Raw genomic sequence first — 19,652 nt, 5'->3', positions numbered from 1 at the left:
GCAATAGCAAAGGAGTCCGGAAAAGCACGGGACGGCCGACCTGCTCGGCCCTAGTGAAGAACCGGCGCCGGCATCAGAGCTCACACGCCTTCGACGGCCAGCCTTCCGAGCTTGTCGATCGACATGATCACGGGGTCTTCGTCGCCGAAGCCCTCCAGCAGGTCCCTCACGGCAGACGCGGTCATGAGACAGCTCCTCTCTTCGGGCTCGAAGCCCGCCAAGGCCCGCGAAAGGCGCTCCTGCGGGCCGTCGGAAGCGTAGCGGTACTGCCCGTCGGCGTCCCTTACCGTGGCCATGCTGCGGAGGCGCGCGAACCTGACCAGGTCCTCGTCGTCGGCGCCAGCTTCCCTTGCCAGCAGCAGCGCCGTCTTTCTCATGTCGTAGCCGCCCGCAGTGCCTGGGATCCCGGCTCTCGAGAACACCCTCTGCACGATCTCCCGGATGCTCCTGTCTGAAAGCCTGGCTCCGAACGACCTTGTCGACTCCGACGCGAACAGGGGCTCGTCCGAAGATCGCGGCTTTCTGGCATCCAGACACCTCTTCAGCTTGTCGGCCGGAGGTTTCGGGAGCCTCAGAACGGATTCCGGCCTGGAGTCGGACGCGTTCACGAGCACGACGGCGCAGTCCTCGAGGAAGGCCACGTCCGCTACGTTTGCCGCGCGAGCCTCGCATGGCTTGAGGGCGCCCTCCATCAGGACGCCTATGAGCGCCGCGTCCCTGTCCGTTTCGCACGCCGCCATCACCAGGCGCGCCTCGGCGGGGGAAAGGGCCTTCCTCATCCCCTTTCCGGGCGCACGGCTGGGCACTGCGACGTCCTTCCCGGCCTTCTCCACCTCCCCCTCGCTGACCCACCTGTGCAGGCGCTTGACGGTGTTGAGGGCTTGGCTGGCGGTGCTGCTCGAATACGATGCCCGCATTTCGTCGTAGAAGAGGAGGACGTCGTCGGCGCCGGCATCCTCGAACGGGACACCCCGCGACTCGAGGTGGTCGGCATATAGGCGAAGATGGTAGCGGACGTTCCTCTGGGACGCGGCGACCATGCGCGAGCGCTCCATCATCTCGTCGACGATCCTCGGGTCTATCCACGTGCTGGTCTTCGGCATCGCCCGTTCTCCTATATCGCCGTGCGTACGGCGATGTCAACTGCCATTATATGGGAAGTTTAGCATGCGGCGCATACATGCGAGGACGGAAGGAAGTGATGAAAATGTCCGGAAAGGGAAAGGGGCAGCTCGGTTATGGCGAGCGCGAGACGATCGAAAGGCTCATCATGCGCAAGGAAAGCATCTCCGGGATAGGGAGGGCCATCGGCAGATCGCCCTCGACCGTGGAGCGCGAGATAAAGAGGAACGGCACCGACTCCCCTGCAGGCAAGCTCGCCGTGACGACGCGGAGCATATGCGTCCACCAGAACGCCTGCGCACGGGTGGACCTGTGCGGGAAGGGGTGCCTGACGCCCTGCCGTAAATGCAAAGACTTCCTCTGCAACAGGCTCTGCCCGGAATTCGAGGCAGTTCCGTGCCCGCTTCTCGAGAAGCCGCCGTACTGCTGCAACGGATGCATCGAACTATACGGCTACGGGTGCACGCACCCCTATCATTTCTACGACGCGAAGGCCGCCCACGAAAAGGCCACGGACAGGAAAGTGGCGTCCCGGATGGGGATAGACTGCACGCCCGAGGAGCTGGCGGCGACCACGGCGATCGTGAAGAAAGGCCTTGCCCAAGGACAGAGCATACGCCACATATTCGCCGCCAACGAGGGAAAGATGTGCTGCTCGTGGCGAACCTACTACGACTACGTCGAAGACGGCCTCATCGAGGACGTCTCGAACATCCATCTGCCGAGGAAGGTCAGGTACAGGAAGCGCAAGAAGGGCGGGGGGCAGGAGCGCGGCATCCCCAGAGAGGCTCTCGTGGGCCGCACGTACGACGACTTCGAGAAGCTCACCGAGCAGCAGAGGCTGTGACCACGTTCTTGGAGGTCTTCTCCTCGAGGAGGAGCATGAGCTGGAAGTTGGTGCGCCTGAACAGGATCGTGAGGATCGCCTGTTTGTCCACGCCCTGGCGCCCCACGACGCAGTCCATCTCCACCGCAGACAGCCATAGACATGCTTGAATCGCTGTGCGGAGAGCTGTTCCCGAAGGTCTTCCCGATATTCCTCTGCGACAGGGGAAGCGAATTCTCGGACCCTGAGCGGATAGAGCATTCGAGGAACGCCAAGCCCCGTGCGAAAGTGTATTTCTGCGACCCGCTGCAATCGCAGCAGAAGCCCAAATGCGAGAAGAACCACGTCGAGATCCGAAAGGTGCTGCCGAAAGGGGAGAGCGACTTCGACGCGCTCTCCAAGCCCGACATGGCGGTCCTGATGTCCCATGTGAACTCCTACGGGCGGGAAGCGCTCGGATGGGCCGCTCCGTACGATCTTGCGCAGCTGACGCTGCCGACCAACCTGCTCGACGGATTGAGCATCGGCCGGATCCCCGCAGAGGAGGTGACGCTGAAGCCCTATCTCCTCTCCCATGCGATAGCCGGAAAGTAAAGACGATGCGCGCGGGACTCCGGGTCCCGCATCGGATAGACGCAGGCATTTCACTTGCACGGGCGAGGCTTGATTCACCCCAGCGTTTTGCGTTTAGTCTCGCAATTACCAAAATTGGGGTTTGAACAGGTGTGCCCTAAAACGCATGGATCTTCACAATTCAATAGTGAGCCGCGAGCGTTGCGAGATTAAACGCAAAGGAAAACAGGGGCTGGAACTCGCTGTTGCGAGACTAAATGCAAATCAGCAGGTCATTTCCATAATTCTCCGCTTTTCGGATTGCAATTAACCATCACCGATCAACGAGCTCTTTCATCCTTAACTTTACATAACATATGTTATCAATAATTTTGTTATCGTTGTGGGGTAGTGCTGTCGGTGTTAGCCCCAGGTTGAGTTGCCTTTGGGGGTTGTGCACAGGTCGGTGCCGGGTGCGAGGTTTCCGTAATCGCCGGATTCGAGGGCTTCGAGCACGGCCGGGTACATAAGGTACGCGGAAACCGCGTTCAACACCAGCGCGATACTGCATACGACGATGCCGATTATGCAAGACCGCTTGAGTCGCTTCGCTGGCGCGGCGACATCGGTCAACCTGGTAGACAAGGCGTTCAGCTTCTTGAGCGCGATGACGGCGCACACCAGTCCGGCAGTTGCGAGGAACACGCCTCCAACGAACAAAGACACGGGTCCGGCAATGCTTGCCACCATGACGAGGTTCTGGGCAACCTTCAGGTCGCGAACGTCGCGCTCGTTGGGCCGCAGCCTCGGGCCTTGGTTGGGCGGTTCGGGGTATCCGGGCGGCTTGGGGGGCTGATTTTGGTCATCCATAGTCGATTGCGTCCAATCTATCAAAATTTCGCGTCTCTGACCTGCGGTTTTATAAACGAGGCTCTGAGAGCCGTTCTAAGGCCCCATCTTGTCCTTCGATGAGTCCTAGGTCATGGAAACAGGGCGTTTTCTTGCGCTTCGCCCACGCACTATAGCATGCCGTGTTCTTGGGAGCGTTCCGCGGCCTCCAAATCCACCGTAGCGGCATGGAGCCGTTTCAGGCTCTCGTCGAGTTCCTCGCGCTGGTACTCGAGCACGGTCTCTTGCGCCCGCAAGATCGACAGGCGCTCGGCCCGGGTGGTGTCGCCACGCCTGCAGAGGCGCACGAAGTACTGGATGCCCTCGATGGACAGGCCGCTTTTGCGGAGCGCCTCGACCAGGTGCAGCTGGGCAACGTCGGCCTCGGAGAACGTCCGCACGCCGCGCTTGTCGCGGTGAAGGTTCGGAAAGAACCCGCACTTGTCGTAATAGCGGATGGTGAAAGCCGAGATTCCCGTCAAGGCGACAACGTCGCCGATGCCGTAGATCGGATCGGCTTGCGTTGCCGGAACGTCGGCGATCCGGCTATTTCGCCCCTCGTCGCCCATAGGCCTCCTCGGAAGTCGACTTGAGTACGTGCTTAGAGTTACTCTAACTAAAAATGATTTTAACTTAGAGTAACTCTAAGTGCAATATGAAAGCCTCGGCCTACCCGGAGCCGCTATGCGCCGATGCCGCTGCTGCCGAACCCGCCGGTCCCTCGATCGGTGGCGGGCAGATCCTCGCACGGCTCGAACACGGCCTCGGCCACGCGCATGATGGCCAGCTGCGCGATGCGGTCTCCCCGTTTGATCTCGAAAGGCTCACGCGGGTCGAGGTTGACGTGGGGTAGTGCTGTCGGTGTTAGCCCCAGGTTGAGTTGCCTTTGGGGGTTGTGCACAGGTCGGTGCCGGGTGCGAGGTTTCCGTAATCGCCGGATTCGAGGGCTTCGAGCACGGCCGGGTACATAAGGTACGCGGAAACCGCGTTCAACACCAGCGCGATACTGCATACGACGATGCCGATTATGCAAGACCGCTTGAGTCGCTTCGCTGGCGCGGCGACATCGGTCAACCTGGTAGACAAGGCGTTCAGCTTCTTGAGCGCGATGACGGCGCACACCAGTCCGGCAGTTGCGAGGAACACGCCTCCAACGAACAAAGACACGGGTCCGGCAATGCTTGCCACCATGACGAGGTTCTGGGCAACCTTCAGGTCGCGAACGTCGCGCTCGTTGGGCCGCAGCCTCGGGCCTTGGTTGGGCGGTTCGGGGTATCCGGGCGGCTTGGGGGGCTGATTTTGGTCATCCATAGTCGATTGCGTCCAATCTATCAAAATTTCGCGTCTCTGACCTGCGGTTTTATAAACGAGGCTCTGAGAGCCGTTCTAAGGCCCCATCTTGTCCTTCGATGAGTCCTAGGTCATGGAAACAGGGCGTTTTCTTGCGCTTCGCCCACGCACTATAGCATGCCGTGTTCTTGGGAGCGTTCCGCGGCCTCCAAATCCACCGTAGCGGCATGGAGCCGTTTCAGGCTCTCGTCGAGTTCCTCGCGCTGGTACTCGAGCACGGTCTCTTGCGCCCGCAAGATCGACAGGCGCTCGGCCCGGGTGGTGTCGCCACGCCTGCAGAGGCGCACGAAGTACTGGATGCCCTCGATGGACAGGCCGCTTTTGCGGAGCGCCTCGACCAGGTGCAGCTGGGCAACGTCGGCCTCGGAGAACGTCCGCACGCCGCGCTTGTCGCGGTGAAGGTTCGGAAAGAACCCGCACTTGTCGTAATAGCGGATGGTGAAAGCCGAGATTCCCGTCAAGGCGACAACGTCGCCGATGCCGTAGATCGGATCGGCTTGCGTTGCCGGAACGTCGGCGATCCGGCTATTTCGCCCCTCGTCGCCCATAGGCCTCCTCGGAAGTCGACTTGAGTACGTGCTTAGAGTTACTCTAACTAAAAATGATTTTAACTTAGAGTAACTCTAAGTGCAATATGAAAGCCTCGGCCTACCCGGAGCCGCTATGCGCCGATGCCGCTGCTGCCGAACCCGCCGGTCCCTCGATCGGTGGCGGGCAGATCCTCGCACGGCTCGAACACGGCCTCGGCCACGCGCATGATGGCCAGCTGCGCGATGCGGTCTCCCCGTTTGATCTCGAAAGGCTCACGCGGGTCGAGGTTGACGAGGATGGCCTTGATCTCGCCACGGTAGTTGCTGTCGATGAGCCCCGGTGCGTTCACGAGGGAGATCCCGTGCTTCGCGGCCAAACCGCTGCGCGGCAGCACGAAACCGGCGTAGCCGGCCGGAATGGCGACGGCGATGCCGCAGGGCACGAGCTTGCGCTCGAAGGGCTGCAGCGTCTCGTCGACCGTCGAGCGCAGGTCGACGGCGGCATCGCCCGCGTAGGCGCAGGCAGGCACCGTAAGCTCGGCGTCGAGCGCCTTGAGGGGGATCGCAAGGCGCTCCATCAGCGCAGCCCCTCGAGGGCGGCGGCGAACTCCTCCACATTCTGGAAATCCTTGTAGACGCTTGCGAACCGCACGTAGGCCACGTCATCGAGCTTCGCCAGGCGCACGAGCACCATGTCCCCGAGTTCCTTCGACCTGATCTCGTTGCAGGAGGCGTTGCGGAGCTCGGTTTCTATACTGTCGACGAGCGACGCTATCTGCTCGGGCGAGACAGGCCGCTTCCCGCAGGCGATGAGCAGGCCGCGCATGAGCTTCTGGCGGTCGTAGGCCTCTGAGGACCCATCGGCCTTGATGACGATGAGCGGGTTCTCGCCCAAGCGCTCGTAGGTGGTGAAGCGGCGACCGCAATCGAGGCATTCGCGACGTCGCCGGATAGCCGTGCCATCCTCGGAAGGGCGCGAGTCCACCACTTTCGATTCGAGGTTTCCGCAGGAAGGACAGCGCATGAAAGGCTCCTTTGCTCGATTTTGGCTCAGCCTAGCATACAAGATATTGTGGTTCAATCCGCATCGTCGATCCCTGCAAAAAAACCGCCCCCTGCAGAATCAGGGGGCGGTTCCGAAGCTGCACGAGCCTGCAACCTCACCTGCAGCCAAGCAGCGGGGAAAGGGTCACAGCTTCACCCTCACGTGGGTGTCGCCCAGCCCTCCCCCTTCGGCGCAGTCGACGTCGAACATCCAACGGGTTGCGGTGAGCGCGTCCAGGAAGCGCTCGTCGTGGGATACGAGCACCAGGGCGCAGGGGCAGTCGGCCAGCACGTCCTGCAGGGCCTCGACGGAGCGGATATCCAGATGGTTCGTCGGCTCGTCCATGGCAATGAGATGAGGACGCCCCATCAGGCCCTAAGCCAGCAGGAGCTTGCGCATCTCGCCGGGGCTAAGGTCGTCTCCCTCCAGGATGCGCGTCGGCGGCGAATCGAGCCGGGCGACGATGGAGAGCAGGCGCCCGCGGCTGGCAGGCTCGAGGACCTTCACGGAGGCAAGCAGGTCGCGCGCCTGGTCGCACCCTATCTCCTGGGGAACGAGCACCACGCCCTCTTCCGGCACCTGCCGCAGCACCTCGGCGAGCAGCGTAGACTTGCCCGCGCCGTTCCTGCCGACCAGGCCTATGCGGTCGGTGTTGCCCACGTACAGCTGCGGATGGTGCAGCATGCGCCCCCCGCCCAGCGCCAAGGACCCGGCCTCGCGGTGAACGAGAACCTTGCGTGGGGAGGGCTCGGCGTCGAGGCAGAGCGCGCCCTCGTACACCTTCGCGGTATGCGCCTCGGACACCCGTTTCTCGGCGCGCTCGAGCTTCTTCCCCATCTGCGACGAGAGCCGCCCGGCCTTGCCATCCTGGTCGGAATAGATGGCCAGCTTGACCTTCGTGCGCCCGTCGTGGTCGTGCCGGTCGAGATGGCGGGCCGATCGCCGTGCGGCCGAGCGGGCTGCCACTCCCTCCCGACGGGTGGTTTCCGCCTTGAGGCGGCCCAGCTCGCGGCGGGCGTTGGCCCGCTCTTCTGCCAGGGTCCTCCGGCGCAGGTCTATCTGCTCCTTCGCCTGGGAGTACGAGCCGGGCACGGTAACGGCGCGCCCCTGGTCCACGAACACGCACGAGGTGGCCAAACCGTCGAGCAGCGCGCGGTCGTGCGATACGAGCAGGCCCGTCCTCCGATACTCGGCGAGCGTGCGCGCCACCAGATCGCGGGTGTCGGCATCAAGGTGGTTCGTGGGCTCGTCGAGCGCAAGGAGCACGGGATCGGCCGCCAGGGCGCATGCTATCTGGATTCGCTTGCGCTCGCCGTGCGACAGCGTGTCGAAGCGCCACAGCCACGCGTCGTCGATGCCGAGCAGGTAGCGCAGGCGCACGGCCTTGGGCCCGTAGTCGCAGGCGAACTCCTCGAGGCCCGCGGGCGCAGCATCCGTCGACTGGGCACAGAACAAGCCAGCGACCTGCGGTGAAACGCTCCCCTTCTGCGGCTTGAGCACCCCGCAGACAATCTTGAGCAGCGTGCTCTTGCCGGCCCCGTTCGGGCCGACCACGCCGGTCCAGCCGGGGGCGAACACGGCAGACGCGTCATCGAGCGCCAGGGCATCGGCGCCATCGTAGGCATAGGTAAGATGGTGGGCTGAAACGAACATGGAGGGGCCTCCCTTTGAGAGGCACCGGAAGCGATGCTTTTCGCGCTGGTCGCCCGCATGCCGACGCGGCAGCGAGGGCAGGGCTGGGAACATCAAGGAACGGCAACGAAAGCGCACCCGGTGCATAGCTTGCATGACCTGTCGGGTGTCCGAAGGCTTTCGTTAAAACCTCATGTTCCTTGTCTCCTTTTCGAAGGCGCCGTCTGCGGCAGCCTGTCTGGACTATCGATCTAAGCGGAAGTCTACCACACGGACCCGCAGGGAGGAAGGCCCCTCCGACGGAATGGGGGCGCCCCCGGGGTGGCGGGGGCGCCTCGCAGCCACAGAAACGCAGCATCTGTGGGTATTCCAAGGCCGTTAGAGGCCGATGAAAATGCTGACGAAGGCAAAGAGGGAGAAGACGCATCCCGCCAGGGCGCCCTGCCACGGCCTCACGCGGCCGTAGGCGCACCCGGCTACGCTGCCGCGGTGAAGGGCCCGCACCGTTTCCGGAGCGCCGTAGTGGGCGTGCGCACGATGCGCTGCAGACGATGGTCTCTGCGCGTGCGCAGACGACGCGCAAGCGCCTTGGGAAACGTCCCCGGGAAACTCGATGATAGCCCCAGCTGCAGGCACATGCCCGAACTCCGGCTGCAGGGCCGACGTGCCGTCGAGGGGGTACCGCATCTCGAAATTCTTCATCTTTCTGCCTCCTAGCCCTTGCGTAGAACCTTTGTTCGCATATATAATAGGACGAACAAAAGTTCATGTCAATACGTAATTAAAACATTTGTTCGTTCAAGGGAAAGGACGGGGCATGTCCGACAAAGTGACGAAGCGTCAGAAGGCAGTGCTCGACTGCATCGAGGAGTGCATCCGCGAGAAGGGCTACGGTCCCACCGTGCGCGAGGTTTGCCAGAGCCTGGGCCTTTCCTCCCCTTCGACGGTCCATGTGCACCTCAAGGCGCTTGAGGAGAAGGGGCTCATCAAGCGCGATCCGCTCAAGTCGCGCTCCATCGCGCTCACCTACCCGCTCGGCGACACGGAAAGCGCCTCCAACGTCGTCAAGCCCAGCTTCAACAAGGTGGTGAACGTGCCGCTCGTGGGCAACGTGGCGGCCGGCTCCCCCATCCTGGCCGAGGAGAACATCACCGACACCATCTCGCTCCCCACCGACATCGTGGGCGACGCGCCGTCGTTCTTGCTGTCGGTGCGGGGCGAATCGATGATCGAGGCAGGCATCAACGACGGCGACTACGTGGTGGTGAAGGAGCAGCCCGTCGCCAACAACGGCGACATCGTCGTGGCCATCATCGACGACGGCGCGACGGTCAAGCGCTTCTACAAGGAATCCGACCACATCCGCCTGCAGCCGGAGAACTCGACGATGGAGCCCATCATCACCACCGATTGCTCCATCGCGGGCAAAGTGGTGGCGGTGTTCCGACGCCTGTAGGCGGCGCCTTGCGGTGCTCCGCCGGAGAAGCGCCGCGCCCTGTCGGGGTACGGCCCCTGCAGGGGAAACGCCGGCCTTGGAAAGAGGGAGCCCGTTCGTCCCAGGACTGGCCGGCGATCCGAGATCGCGTCGTTCGGTCGCGAACTGCTTGGTTAGAGTTACTCTAACCAAGCAGTTCGCAGCTTCCCGGAAGGGACGCGCCTAACGGTCCTTCTCCGCCGCGTAGGGACGGAACAGGCCGGCAAAGGACGGAGCTGCCAGCATGACGAGGTGCGTGCCGTCCTCCTCGTGCTTCTCGGACAGGATATGGCAACGCTCGTGCGCCACCGAGACGAGGTCGCCCCGGTTGTAGGGGATCACCACGTCGAGATGCTCGTCCTGCGCCGAGGCGACGCGGGCGACATGCCCGACAAGCTCGGCAATGCCCTCCCCCGTCGCCGCCGACACGAACTGTGCCTGCGGGTGGCGCGCCTTGAGGGCGCCGCATTGCTCCCCGTCGAGCAGGTCGCATTTGTTGAACACGAGCACGCGGAGCAGGTCCTGCGCCTCGATCTGCCCGAGCACGTCCTCGACTGCGGCGATCTGAGCCTCGTACTCGTCCGACGACGCATCCACCACGTGCAGCACCAGGTCGGCGCCCGTTATCTCGTCGAGCGTCGACTTGAACGCCTCTATGAGCGTGGTCGGCAGCTTTTGGATGAACCCGACCGTGTCAGTGACGGTGATCTCGCGTCCTTCAGGCAGCTCGAACTTGCGCGTAGTGGAGTCCAACGTGGCGAACAGCTTGTCGTAGGCCAGCACGTCCGCATTCGTCAAGCGGTTGAGCAGGCTCGACTTTCCGGCATTCGTGTAGCCGGCCAGCGCCACCTTGAACATGCCGCTCTCGTAGCGGCTCTCGCGCTGGATGGCGCGCACCTCGGCCAGATGCTTGAGCTCGCGCCTGATGGACGTGATGCGCTTGCGCACCATGCGGCGGTCGACCTCGAGCTGGCTCTCGCCCTCGCCGAAGCGCGACCCCACGCCGCCGCCCATGCGGTTCGAGGCCAGGTGGGCCCACATGCCGCGCAAGCGCGGCAGCAGGTACTCGTTCTGGGCGAGCCGCACCTGCAGGCGGCCCTCCTTGCTGGTGGCATGCAGCGCGAAGATATCGAGGATGAGCGCCGTGCGGTCGATGACCTTCACGTCCTTGCCCACCACCTTCTCGAGGTTCGACTGCTGGGAGGGCGTGAGCTCGTCGTCGAACACCACGAGGTCGGCCGCGTGGGCGCGTGCCAGCTCGGCTACCTCCTCGGCCTTGCCCGAGCCGACGAACGTGCGCGGGTTCGGCGCGTCGAGCTTCTGCGTGGTGACGGCCGCAACGTCGGCGCCCGCCGTGTCCACGAGGCGCTCGAGCTCGGCGAGAGAAGAGGCCAGCGGCCAGGAGGCGCCGGGGCGGTCGACGCCCACGAGCACGGCCTTCTCGCGGCGCTCTTCGGATACAGGGGTCATGCCCCGCGTGATAACGGATTCGAATTCAGACATGGAGCCAACCTTTCGAGGCAGGAACAGGCACACCGGTACTGACGGCGGCGTGCGAAGACAGTCGGGCGCGGTCGCAACCGCTAGAGAAACGCGTGTGCTGTCTGCATGATAGGTGCTCCGATCTTGAAGGCTCTTCGGCAGGGCCGGCCTGCGGAACCGTATCATACCACAAGTCCACCCTGTCACGGAAACGCTCAGGCAACAGCGTCTCCCAGCACGTCCAGCGCCTCGGCCGCCTGCGCCGCGACGTCGGGCTCGTTCGCGTCGATCCAGCGGATGCGCCTATCCTTGCGGAACCACGTGCGCTGCCGTTTCGCGTAGCGGTGCGTGGCTGTCTTGATGCGCGTGGCGGCCTCCTCCATCGTCGTCTCGCCGTCCAGGGCGGCGACGACCTCCTTGTACCCGATAGCCTGGGGGGCCGTGATGCCGTCTCGGAACCCGCCCTGCAGCAGGCGCGCGACCTCGTCCACAAGGCCGGCGTCGAACATGCCGTCCACGCGCGCGTCTATCCGCGCGTTGAGCACCGCCGGCTCCACGGACAGCCCGACGAAGCATGCCGGCACGAGCTGCGGGATGTCCGCCAGCTTCGCGCGCTGCTCGGCAAGGCTCGTGCCCTCCTCCAGCAGCTCGAAGGCGCGCACGACGCGCTTGACGTCGGCGGCGGGCACGATGGCGGCGCTTGCGGGGTCGCGCTCGCGCAGCAGCTCCCACAGGACGTCGGAACCTTGCTCGTTGGCAAGGCGGTTGTAATGCTCCCGCACGGGATTGCCCGTTTGCTCGCCCTTCGGGAACTCGTAGGCGTCGATGGCTGCGCGCACGTACAAGCCGGTGCCGCCGCACAGCACGGCGCGCTTCCCGCGCGCGGCGATGTCGCGGAAGCAAGCGCGGGCGTATTCCTGGAAGAGGGCCGCCGAGTACGGCTCGCCGGGGTCGGCAAGGTCGAGGCCGTGATGGGGAACGAGCCGCTCCTCGGGAGCGAGCTTTCCCGTGCCGATATCCATGCCCCGGTATATCTGCATGGAATCGGCGCTCACCACCTCGCCGTCGAGCGCGAGGGCGACGGCCTGCGCGAGGGCGGACTTGCCCGAGGCCGTGGGGCCGACGATGCAGACGACGGGGTCAGCGCCCATCCGCCGCCTCCGCGGGCGGCTCGGAGCCTTCCGCCACCTCGCCTGCCAGATACCACGTCTTCGCCTCGTCGATGCGCACGCGCACCGTGGTGCCGGCCAGCTCCTCGATCGAGGTGCCTTCGGGCAGCGGCGCGTGCACGGTCTGGTTCTTCGGGCTCTTGCCCGCGAGCAGGCCCGCATCGCGCTTGGACGCGCCCTCCACCAGCACGTCGACCGTGCTTCCCAAGTCGGCCTGGTTCGCCTCGAAGGCCCGCTTCTGCACGAAATCGACCAGACGGTCGAACCGCCCCTGGATCACGTCGCGCGGCGTGGGATCGTCGACCGAGGCGGCAGGAGTTCCCTCGCGCTTGGAGTAGATGAACGTGAACACCTGGTGGTAGCCCACCTCGTCCACAAGGCGGTACGTGTCCTCGAAGTCCTTCGCCGTCTCGCCGGGGAACCCCACGATGATGTCGGTGGAGAGCGCGATCTCCGGCAGCACGTCCCGCAGCTTGCGCACGAGCTCCAGGTAGTGGGCGCGCGTGTAGCGGCGGTTCATGGCGGCCAGCACGGCGTCGGAGCCCGACTGCACGGGCAGGTGGAGCGCCGGCATGAGCGAGCGCAGCGTGCCGAACCTGCCGATGACCTCGTCGGTAAGGTCCTTCGGATGGCTCGTCGCGAAGCGCAAGCGCTCGATGCCCGTGGCGTCGAGCGCATCGAGCACGGCCGCGAAGCGGGGCGAGCCGTACAGGTCGCGACCGTAGGAGTTCACGTTCTGGCCCAGAAGGGTGATCTCCTTCACTCCGGCGGCCACGTAACCCTCCGCCTCGGCCACGATATCCTCGAGCGGGCGGGACTTCTCGCGGCCGCGCACGTAGGGCACGATGCAGTACGAGCAGAAGTTGTTGCAGCCCTGCGCGATGGGAAGCCAGGCGGCCCATGCGTGCTCGCGCGCGGTCGGCAGCTCGGAGGCGAACGAAGAGCCGGCGTCGAGCACCTCCACGTGGTGCCCGCCCTCGTCGAGCGCCTCCTCGAACAGCCGCGGCAGCGAGCCCAGGTTGTGCGTGCCGAACACCACGTCCAAATGCGGCAGCTCGTCAACGAGTTTCTGCCCGTCGCGCTGCCCGATGCAGCCGCCCACGGCCACGACGCGTTTCGACAGCGGGGTGCCGGCGCGCAGCGGCGTGTTCTTGAGCGAGGCCACCTGGCCGTAGAGGCGCGTGTCGGCGGCTTCGCGCACGCAGCACGTCATGAACACGACAAGGTCGGCGTCCTCGATGGCATCGACGGGCAGCGCGCCCAGGCCCTCGAGCATGCCGGCGACGCGCTCGGAATCGTGCTTGTTCATCTGGCAGCCGAACGTGCGGATGCAGAACGCGAGGTTCGTGAAAGGGGTATGGGTGTGCATGGGTATCCTCAGTGTGCAAGGTCGGACGGGTGGGCTTCCGCTTCCCCGTCGACAACAGGCATGGACACGCCGCGCGTGTAGCGCGGCTCGACTGCGAAGCGAATGGCCGTGCGGTACTCGCCTTCGATGACGATGTCCGCAAAGGAGGGCACGCAGGCGATCTCGATGCCCACGGGCGAGAGGAAGCCGCGCGAGATGGCGATGGCCTTAACGGCCTGGTTCACCGCTCCGGCCCCGACAGCCTGTATCTCCACGCCCACGCCGTCCTTCACCATGCCGGCGATGGCCCCGGCCACGGAAGCAGGCGACGATTTCGATGAAACCTTCAGGCAGCCGATCTCCGGCTTGTGCTCGGGTGCGGTCATGCATATCCTTCGTCGTTTGAGTACGTTGCTCGTGCGTTTGGCGTACGTTCAATATGCGCGCGGCGCGCGGGCGCCGCATTTCTAGGTATTGTTATTCTAGCTATTAATGGTATGGCGCGCAACCTGCGGATATGGCAGTACGCCGACCAGATGGCGCAGCTTATGCGGAACTTAGCGGAGCTTGCTCACGGGGATATGGATGCGGATGCCGTCCTTGCCCACGCGCACCTCGGGCTGCACGTCGGGCTCCAGGTAGTAGCGTTGAGCGACGTCGCGGTAGGCAGCGGCCACCCGGCCAGCGAAGTCGTCCAGATCCTCGCGGGCCAGCTTGAGACCCCGTGCGTCCTGGGAGGCACACGGGGCGGCGGTGCGCGGGGCTGCAGGCTCGGGTGCGTCGTTGCCGATGCGCACGCGGTCGAGCAGCGGGGACAGGGGCGCTATCTCGCCGTCCAGCACGCGGCGCGCCGAACGCTCGGACAGGGCGAGCCCCAGCGACCCGGCGAGGCCTGCGAGCTCCGCCGGGTCGGCGGCGAGGGCCAGGCGCTTGCACACGGGCAGCTCGTCGGCTCGCCCGAACGCGCGCGACGCCGCCGTGAGCGACGAGAGGCCGAACGCGTAGAGCGTGGCCACGACGTCGGTGACGGAGCCCAGGTAGACGGTGCAGTCGCGGCGACACTCGAGGGCGAACTCGCACACGGTGCGCAGGATGTTCTTCGGGCCGCGCACGGCCACGGTACCCGCATCGGTGCGCTCGAACACGGGGAAGCTCGACTGGTCGGCCTTCTCCCCCACGCGCGCGAGGTCCGTCTCCACGACGAACGAGGAGCCCCGTCCCGCATCCGAGGCGGCGATGCGCGCCGTCTCGGCGTTCACGGCGATGGAGTACAGGGCCATGCCGCGGCCGTGCACGCCCCACTTGTCCAGGTGCATGGTGTCGAGCTTGGAGGTGACGCGCGGCTCGAACACGTGCTCGTGCAGGGCAGGCGGCACGCCGTCACCGTCGTCCACCATGACGATGCGCCGGCGGCCGCCCTCGCGCGACACGGCAGTGAACACGCTCTTGGCATGGGCATCGCGCGCGTTGCGCAGCATCTCGATGACGATGTCCTCCGTGGAGCGGATATCGTGGGCGGCTTGGCGCCGTTCGGCCTCCGCGCTCCTCAAACGGACGAAGCCATCTCCGAGGTCCGCCTCGACCCGGAGATGGCTGTCGCCACTGACGTTCTCTATGAAGGCTTCCAGCGAGCCGTTGGCCATGCCGGGGTCGCCCTACTTCGCGACGCCGACCGCGCGGCTCTCACGGATGACCACGACCTTCACCTGGCCGGGGTACTGCATCTCGTTCTCTATGCGGTGCGCGATGTCATGGGCGAGCACGGTCGTGGCGGCCTCGTCGACCACCTCGGGCTCCACCATCACGCGCACCTCGCGGCCGGCCTGGATGGCGTACGTGCGCTCCACGCCCTTGTACGAGTTGGCGATCTCCTCGAGCTTCTCGAGACGCTTGATGTAGGCGTCGAGCGTCTCCTTGCGGGCGCCGGGGCGGGCGGCCGACACGGCGTCGGCGGCCTGCACGAGCACGGCGAGCACGCTCGAGGGCTCCACGTCGTTGTGGTGCGCCTCGATGGCATGGACGATGTCCTGCTTCTCGCCGAAACGGCGCGCCAGGTCGGCGCCGATGACGGCATGGCTGCCCTCGACCTCGTGGTCGACGGCCTTGCCCAGGTCGTGCAAGAGCCCCGCGCGCTTGGCCGGGATGGGGTCGAGCCCGAGCTCCGCGGCCATGACGCCCGAGAGGTAGGCCACCTCGAGCGAGTGGTTCAGCACGTTCTGGCCGTAGGAGGTGCGGTAGCGCAGGCGGCCGAGCGTGCGCACGAGCTCGGGATGCAGGTCGTGGATGCCCGTGTCGAAGGCGGCCTGCTCGCCCGCCTCCTGCACGCGCTGGTTCACGAACGCCTCGGCCTTGCCGAACATCTCCTCGATGCGCGCCGGATGGATGCGCCCGTCGGCCACGAGGTTCTCCATGGTCACGCGGCCGATCTCGCGGCGGACCGGGTCGAAGCACGAGATGGTCACGCACTCCGGGGTGTCGTCGATGATGAGGTTCGTGCCGGTGAGCTGCTCGAACGAGCGGATGTTGCGGCCCTCGCGCCCGATGATGCGGCCCTTGAGGTCGTCGGAGGGGATATGGATGGCGCTCACCGTGTTCTCGGCGGAGTGGTCGGCCGCGACGCGCTGGATGGCCAGGCTCAGGATGGAGCGGGCCTTCTTGTCGGCCTCGGCCTTCGTGCGGGCCTCGGAGTCGCGGATGATGGCAGCGGACTCGTGCACGACCTCGTCCTTGAGGGTGTCGAGCAGCTCGGCCTTCGCCTCCTCCGGCGTCATGCCGGCCACGCGCTCCAGGCGGCGGTTGATCTCCCGGGCGGCCTCCTCGAGGTCGCGCTCGCGACGGTCGAGCTGGCCCTGCTGGGACGATATCTGATGCTCGCGGGCATCGAGCGACTCCACGCGGCGATCGAGCGACTCCTCGCGCTGCGACACGCGGTTCTCGGCGGCGCGCACCTCGCGCATGCGCTCCTTGTTCTCGGCCTGGGCCTCCTGCTTCAGCTTCAGGACCTCGTCCTTGGCTTCGACGATGGCCTCGCGGCGCAGTGTTTCGGCTTGTCGTTTCGCGTCGGCCACCACGGTCTCGGCCTCTTGCGCCGCACGTTTCGCGGACGAGCTGGCCAGGAAGCGGGCACCGACGAAGCCGAGGGCGATGCCTATCACGGCACCGATGAGCAGCCAGATGATCTCGGGCATGCCTCCCCCTTTCGTTTTGGTTCGGATATGCGTTGTTCATATTGCTCGGTTTACATAAAAAGGCCGGTTCCATGAACCGGGCATGAGCGAAGAGCACGCAATACGGGGGCGATCATATGGAATTGTATCTATATGAAATACCCTATCGGGTACGTCTCACTCAAGCTATACCACATGATAAGGCTTGTTCCCCATTTGGTGAAGTCCTGTCAGAAAAATAGCGGAAAACGAGGTCGATAGGCGGTTTTGAGTTCTGCCGACCTCGTTGCATGCACACAACGTAGCGAGGTCCGCAATAGAGTGTCGGATTTTGGAGTTTTAGAGAGTCAAGGGAATGGTCTTGTCGGGCCATTCAGCGCTGAGAACAAGTTTTCTGCCAAGGCTTGCAATGTAACGCGACAGCGTATCGACGCGCATCGTAGCCAGCCGACCGGCCTCGAGCTCAGATACGCGGCATTGGGAGACGCCCATCTTGGCTGCAACCTCCCTTTGGGTCAGATCGCGCTCCTTGCGCGCCTGGGCAAGGTCGTATGCATCGACCTTGGCCTGAGTAATACGACGAGCCTGATCGCGCATCTCCTCGGTGACACCGCGCTTGATAGCATACTCGTGAATGTCCATCGTTCACTCCAATTGTCCCAGATGCTCGCGATACCGTCTCTCCGCCAAGGGAATGGCGGATCGGTACCATCCATTCCATTTCTCGCGGCTTTTCTCTCCGGACGACTTGTCGCCGGCGAAAAGCATGATCGCATGTCTTTTCGGATCGAAGGCAAACAGAATGCGGACTTCCGATCTCCCGGGTGATGCAGGGCGAAGCTCCTTCATATTGCAAAGCTTGGAGTCCTTGATGTGATCCACCAGCGGCCTGCCAAGACTCGGGCCCTTACGTTCAAGTTCCTCGATCGCCGCTTCTATGCAGGAAACCGTGACGAGATCTTGGGTATCGAGCCAAGGCTTGTCAAGTCGATATCAACATGCCAGCCCATCGATCCTCCGTATAAGATCAACCGTATAGTATAAGGTATTCCTTATGGTGTCAAGCGTGAAAGCGCGGAGTGATGCCACCGCTACTGGCGCTCCTTCCCCTCGCTCCAAATGCGGGCGGCGGTGGAGGCGACCGAGGCGCCGAAGCCCTTCTGGGCGAGGCGGCGGTACGCGGCGTCGCGCTTGTTCTTCGCGCGGGGAGGTTTGCGGTCGAGCAGCGCGAGGGCGCGTGCCACCTCGCTCTCGTGGTCGACCGCGAACTCTTCGGGCCAGCCGGGCACGACGGACGCGTCGATGCCCAGGGATTCGAGCTCGGCTGCGATTCCCTGGGCGCCGCGGCCCTGGGACAGGCGGCTGCGCACGAGCACCTCGGCGTAGCGGGCGTCGTTCACGAGCCCGCAGGCGAGCGCGCGGCCCACGGCGGCATCCGCCGCCTCGGGCGGGAACCCCTCGCGTACGAGTCGTGCCCGCAGCGCGGCCGAGGCCTGCTCGCGTGCGAGAGCGAGGCGCTCGATCTTGCGGAAGGCGCGCTCGGCGTCGTCCGCAGCCAAGGCTTCAACCGACGCCGCTGGCGGGACTCCGCCTCCGCGCGAGCGCGCGAGGCTGCCGGATGCGGCGCACAGGTCATCTTCCTCCTGCAAGGGATCGAGCGCCTCGCAGGAGGGGTGGAGCGCCCCACGTAAGACTTGCGCATCCTCAGGGGAGGGACAGGGGGTCTCGCGGCCGGCATCCCCCTTGCAGGCGGACGGCGATGCCTCGATAGCGGCTATCTGGGCGCGCAGGCGCGCCCTCACCTCGGCGGCGTCGGGCATGCTACTTCTTCTTGGCGGGCTTCGCCACGGGGGACATCGCGTCAGCCTCGTCGGCGGTGCGGGTGATGACGGGGATCTCGAAGGCCTCGCGCACCTTGAGCTCTATCTCCTCGCGCAGGTCGGGGTTCTCCTTGAGCGTCTGCTTCGCCGCCTCGCGGCCCTGGCCCAGGCGCTCCTCGCCGTAGGTGTACCACGCGCCGCTCTTCTTGGCCACGCCGGCCTCCACCGCCATGTCGACGATGCACCCTTCCCGCGAGATACCCTCGCCGTACATGAGGTCGAACTCGGCCTGCTTGAACGGCGGGGCCACCTTGTTCTTCACGACCTTGGCGCGCACGCGGTTGCCCGTTATCTCGCCGTCCTTCTTGATGGAGTCGATGCGGCGGATGTCGATGCGCACGCTGGAGAAGAACTTGAGGGCGCGGCCGCCGGTCGTGGTCTCGGGGTTGCCGAACATGACGCCGATCTTCTCGCGCAGCTGGTTGATGAAGATGCACGTGGTGTTCGACTTGGAGAGCGAGCCCGCCAGCTTGCGCAGGGCCTGCGACATGAGGCGCGCCTGCAGGCCCACCGTGGTGTCGCCGATCTCGCCCTCGATCTCGGCGCGGGGCACGAGCGCGGCCACGGAGTCCACGACCACGGCGTCGATGGCGCCCGAGCGCACGAGCATGTCGCAGATCTCGAGGGCCTGCTCGCCGGTGTCGGGCTGGGAGATGAGCACCTCGTCGATATCCACGCCCAGGCGCGCCGCGTACACCGGGTCGAGCGCGTGCTCGGCGTCGATGAACGCCACGATGCCGCCCATGGCCTGGGCCTCCGCGAGGATCTGCAGGGCGAGCGTGGTCTTGCCGCTCGACTCGGGGCCGTACACCTCGATGATGCGGCCCCGCGGCACGCCGCCGATGCCGAGCGCGGCGTCGAGCGGCAGCGCTCCCGTGGGGATCACGCCGATGTTGAGCTCCTTGCCGTCCTCGCCGAGCTTCATGATGGATCCCTGCCCGAACTTCGACTCGATCTGGTCGGTCGTGAGCTTGAGCATCTTCGCTTTTTCGTCGTTCATGGTCCTTCTTCCCCCGGCGTAGCGGCTTTTCGTCATTCTTCTATTATGCGTACATATGTTTGTCTGTCAAGACTTGCAGCGCGATTCGCTGCGGGAAAAGCATACTGCCGCAACCTTGCGCGGGAACCGGAAAAAGACCGTCGGGAAGCCTCCGGAACCTTGCGCGGATCATACGCGGCAACCGTGC

Annotated in this window: 24 protein-coding genes; 3 read left to right on the top strand and 21 right to left on the bottom strand. The window is 64.9% G+C overall.

Annotated features, from left to right (window positions below; translation table 11 throughout):
• Window positions 1-80: 80 nt before the first annotated feature.
• Window positions 81-1,103, bottom strand: a complete 1,023-nt coding sequence (locus C1877_RS07115) for a tyrosine-type recombinase/integrase (RefSeq protein WP_114568786.1) — start codon at window positions 1,101-1,103, stop codon at window positions 81-83.
• A 104-nt stretch (window positions 1,104-1,207) separates the two neighbouring features.
• Here C1877_RS07115 and C1877_RS07110 point away from each other — a divergent pair, with 104 nt between their 5' ends.
• Window positions 1,208-1,969 (top strand): helix-turn-helix domain-containing protein, encoded by a 762-nt coding sequence (locus tag C1877_RS07110; RefSeq protein WP_181813808.1) that lies wholly within the window; start codon window positions 1,208-1,210, stop codon window positions 1,967-1,969.
• Here the strand turns inward: C1877_RS07110 and C1877_RS15320 are convergent.
• Window positions 1,947-2,093: a hypothetical protein gene (locus tag C1877_RS15320; RefSeq protein WP_181813807.1), complete on the bottom strand. Its 147-nt coding sequence runs from the start codon at window positions 2,091-2,093 to the stop codon at window positions 1,947-1,949. The two genes, C1877_RS07110 and C1877_RS15320, sit on opposite strands and share 23 nt — an antisense overlap.
• Before the next feature lie 17 nt (window positions 2,094-2,110).
• On the opposite strand from C1877_RS15320, the gene C1877_RS15695 reads away from it, so the two are divergent.
• On the top strand, window positions 2,111-2,542 hold the full coding sequence (locus tag C1877_RS15695; RefSeq protein ID WP_015538768.1) for a hypothetical protein: 432 nt from the start codon (window positions 2,111-2,113) through the stop codon (window positions 2,540-2,542).
• Window positions 2,543-2,923: 381 nt separating this feature from the next.
• Here C1877_RS15695 and C1877_RS15315 read toward each other — a convergent pair whose 3' ends face one another.
• The 9 genes from C1877_RS15315 to C1877_RS07065 form a co-directional block, all read right to left on the bottom strand.
• Window positions 2,924-3,370: a hypothetical protein gene (locus tag C1877_RS15315; RefSeq protein ID WP_015538767.1), complete on the bottom strand. Its 447-nt coding sequence runs from the start codon at window positions 3,368-3,370 to the stop codon at window positions 2,924-2,926.
• Between the two features lie 149 nt (window positions 3,371-3,519).
• A complete protein-coding gene (locus C1877_RS07095) occupies window positions 3,520-3,957 on the bottom strand; it encodes a MerR family transcriptional regulator (RefSeq protein ID WP_015538766.1) in 438 nt (145 codons plus the stop codon).
• Between the two features lie 113 nt (window positions 3,958-4,070).
• Window positions 4,071-4,166, bottom strand: a complete 96-nt coding sequence (locus C1877_RS15690; RefSeq protein ID WP_244909813.1) for a dCTP deaminase/dUTPase family protein — start codon at window positions 4,164-4,166, stop codon at window positions 4,071-4,073.
• Window positions 4,167-4,252: 86 nt separating this feature from the next.
• Entirely contained in the window at window positions 4,253-4,699 is a 447-nt protein-coding gene (locus C1877_RS15685) for a hypothetical protein (RefSeq protein WP_015538767.1), read from the bottom strand.
• Window positions 4,700-4,848: 149 nt separating this feature from the next.
• Window positions 4,849-5,286 (bottom strand): MerR family transcriptional regulator, encoded by a 438-nt coding sequence (locus C1877_RS07080; RefSeq protein WP_015538766.1) that lies wholly within the window; start codon window positions 5,284-5,286, stop codon window positions 4,849-4,851.
• Window positions 5,287-5,399: 113 nt separating this feature from the next.
• Window positions 5,400-5,846, bottom strand: a complete 447-nt coding sequence (dut, locus tag C1877_RS07075) for a dUTP diphosphatase (RefSeq protein ID WP_015538765.1) — start codon at window positions 5,844-5,846, stop codon at window positions 5,400-5,402.
• Window positions 5,846-6,292 carry a transcriptional regulator NrdR gene (gene nrdR, locus C1877_RS07070; protein ID WP_015538764.1) on the bottom strand — a complete coding sequence of 149 codons (447 nt, stop codon included), beginning with the start codon at window positions 6,290-6,292 and terminating at the stop codon, window positions 5,846-5,848. The genes dut and nrdR overlap by 1 nt, the downstream gene beginning before the upstream one ends.
• A gap of 165 nt (window positions 6,293-6,457) precedes the next feature.
• Window positions 6,458-6,682 (bottom strand): P-loop NTPase family protein, encoded by a 225-nt coding sequence (locus tag C1877_RS15680; protein ID WP_231847542.1) that lies wholly within the window; start codon window positions 6,680-6,682, stop codon window positions 6,458-6,460.
• Window positions 6,683-6,688: 6 nt separating this feature from the next.
• Entirely contained in the window at window positions 6,689-7,966 is a 1,278-nt protein-coding gene (locus C1877_RS07065; protein ID WP_244909812.1) for an ATP-binding cassette domain-containing protein, read from the bottom strand.
• Window positions 7,967-8,762: 796 nt separating this feature from the next.
• Between C1877_RS07065 and lexA the strand changes: the two genes are divergently transcribed.
• On the top strand, window positions 8,763-9,401 hold the full coding sequence (gene lexA, locus C1877_RS07055; RefSeq protein ID WP_015538760.1) for a transcriptional repressor LexA: 639 nt from the start codon (window positions 8,763-8,765) through the stop codon (window positions 9,399-9,401).
• Window positions 9,402-9,602: 201 nt separating this feature from the next.
• Here the strand turns inward: lexA and hflX are convergent, their stop codons facing one another.
• The 10 genes from hflX to recA form a co-directional block, all read right to left on the bottom strand.
• Window positions 9,603-10,922 carry a GTPase HflX gene (gene hflX / locus C1877_RS07050; protein WP_049783973.1) on the bottom strand — a complete coding sequence of 440 codons (1,320 nt, stop codon included), beginning with the start codon at window positions 10,920-10,922 and terminating at the stop codon, window positions 9,603-9,605.
• Between the two features lie 194 nt (window positions 10,923-11,116).
• Window positions 11,117-12,052, bottom strand: a complete 936-nt coding sequence (gene miaA / locus C1877_RS07045) for a tRNA (adenosine(37)-N6)-dimethylallyltransferase MiaA (protein ID WP_015538758.1) — start codon at window positions 12,050-12,052, stop codon at window positions 11,117-11,119.
• Entirely contained in the window at window positions 12,042-13,439 is a 1,398-nt protein-coding gene (miaB, locus tag C1877_RS07040; RefSeq protein ID WP_114568782.1) for a tRNA (N6-isopentenyl adenosine(37)-C2)-methylthiotransferase MiaB, read from the bottom strand. Before miaB ends, miaA begins: the two co-directional genes overlap by 11 nt.
• Before the next feature lie 8 nt (window positions 13,440-13,447).
• Window positions 13,448-13,804 (bottom strand): stage V sporulation protein S, encoded by a 357-nt coding sequence (locus C1877_RS07035; RefSeq protein WP_015538757.1) that lies wholly within the window; start codon window positions 13,802-13,804, stop codon window positions 13,448-13,450.
• A gap of 171 nt (window positions 13,805-13,975) precedes the next feature.
• Window positions 13,976-15,061, bottom strand: a complete 1,086-nt coding sequence (locus C1877_RS07030) for an ATP-binding protein (RefSeq protein ID WP_114568781.1) — start codon at window positions 15,059-15,061, stop codon at window positions 13,976-13,978.
• A 12-nt stretch (window positions 15,062-15,073) separates the two neighbouring features.
• Window positions 15,074-16,606, bottom strand: a complete 1,533-nt coding sequence (rny, locus tag C1877_RS07025) for a ribonuclease Y (RefSeq protein WP_015538756.1) — start codon at window positions 16,604-16,606, stop codon at window positions 15,074-15,076.
• 318 nt (window positions 16,607-16,924) lie between these two features.
• On the bottom strand, window positions 16,925-17,227 hold the full coding sequence (locus tag C1877_RS07020; RefSeq protein ID WP_015538755.1) for an XRE family transcriptional regulator: 303 nt from the start codon (window positions 17,225-17,227) through the stop codon (window positions 16,925-16,927).
• A 3-nt stretch (window positions 17,228-17,230) separates the two neighbouring features.
• On the bottom strand, window positions 17,231-17,512 hold the full coding sequence (locus tag C1877_RS07015; protein ID WP_231847689.1) for a type II toxin-antitoxin system RelE/ParE family toxin: 282 nt from the start codon (window positions 17,510-17,512) through the stop codon (window positions 17,231-17,233).
• A 164-nt stretch (window positions 17,513-17,676) separates the two neighbouring features.
• On the bottom strand, window positions 17,677-18,405 hold the full coding sequence (locus C1877_RS07010) for a regulatory protein RecX (RefSeq protein ID WP_114568780.1): 729 nt from the start codon (window positions 18,403-18,405) through the stop codon (window positions 17,677-17,679).
• Between the two features lies 1 nt (window position 18,406).
• Entirely contained in the window at window positions 18,407-19,465 is a 1,059-nt protein-coding gene (gene recA / locus C1877_RS07005; RefSeq protein WP_015538754.1) for a recombinase RecA, read from the bottom strand.
• Between the last annotated feature and the right edge of the window lie 187 nt (window positions 19,466-19,652).

The sequence above is a fragment of the Gordonibacter pamelaeae genome (assembly GCF_003340385.1).
Taxonomy (GTDB): domain Bacteria; phylum Actinomycetota; class Coriobacteriia; order Coriobacteriales; family Eggerthellaceae; genus Gordonibacter; species Gordonibacter pamelaeae.
The sequence above is the reverse complement of the archived record's forward strand: the minus strand, read 5'-3'. Positions and strand labels throughout refer to the sequence as shown.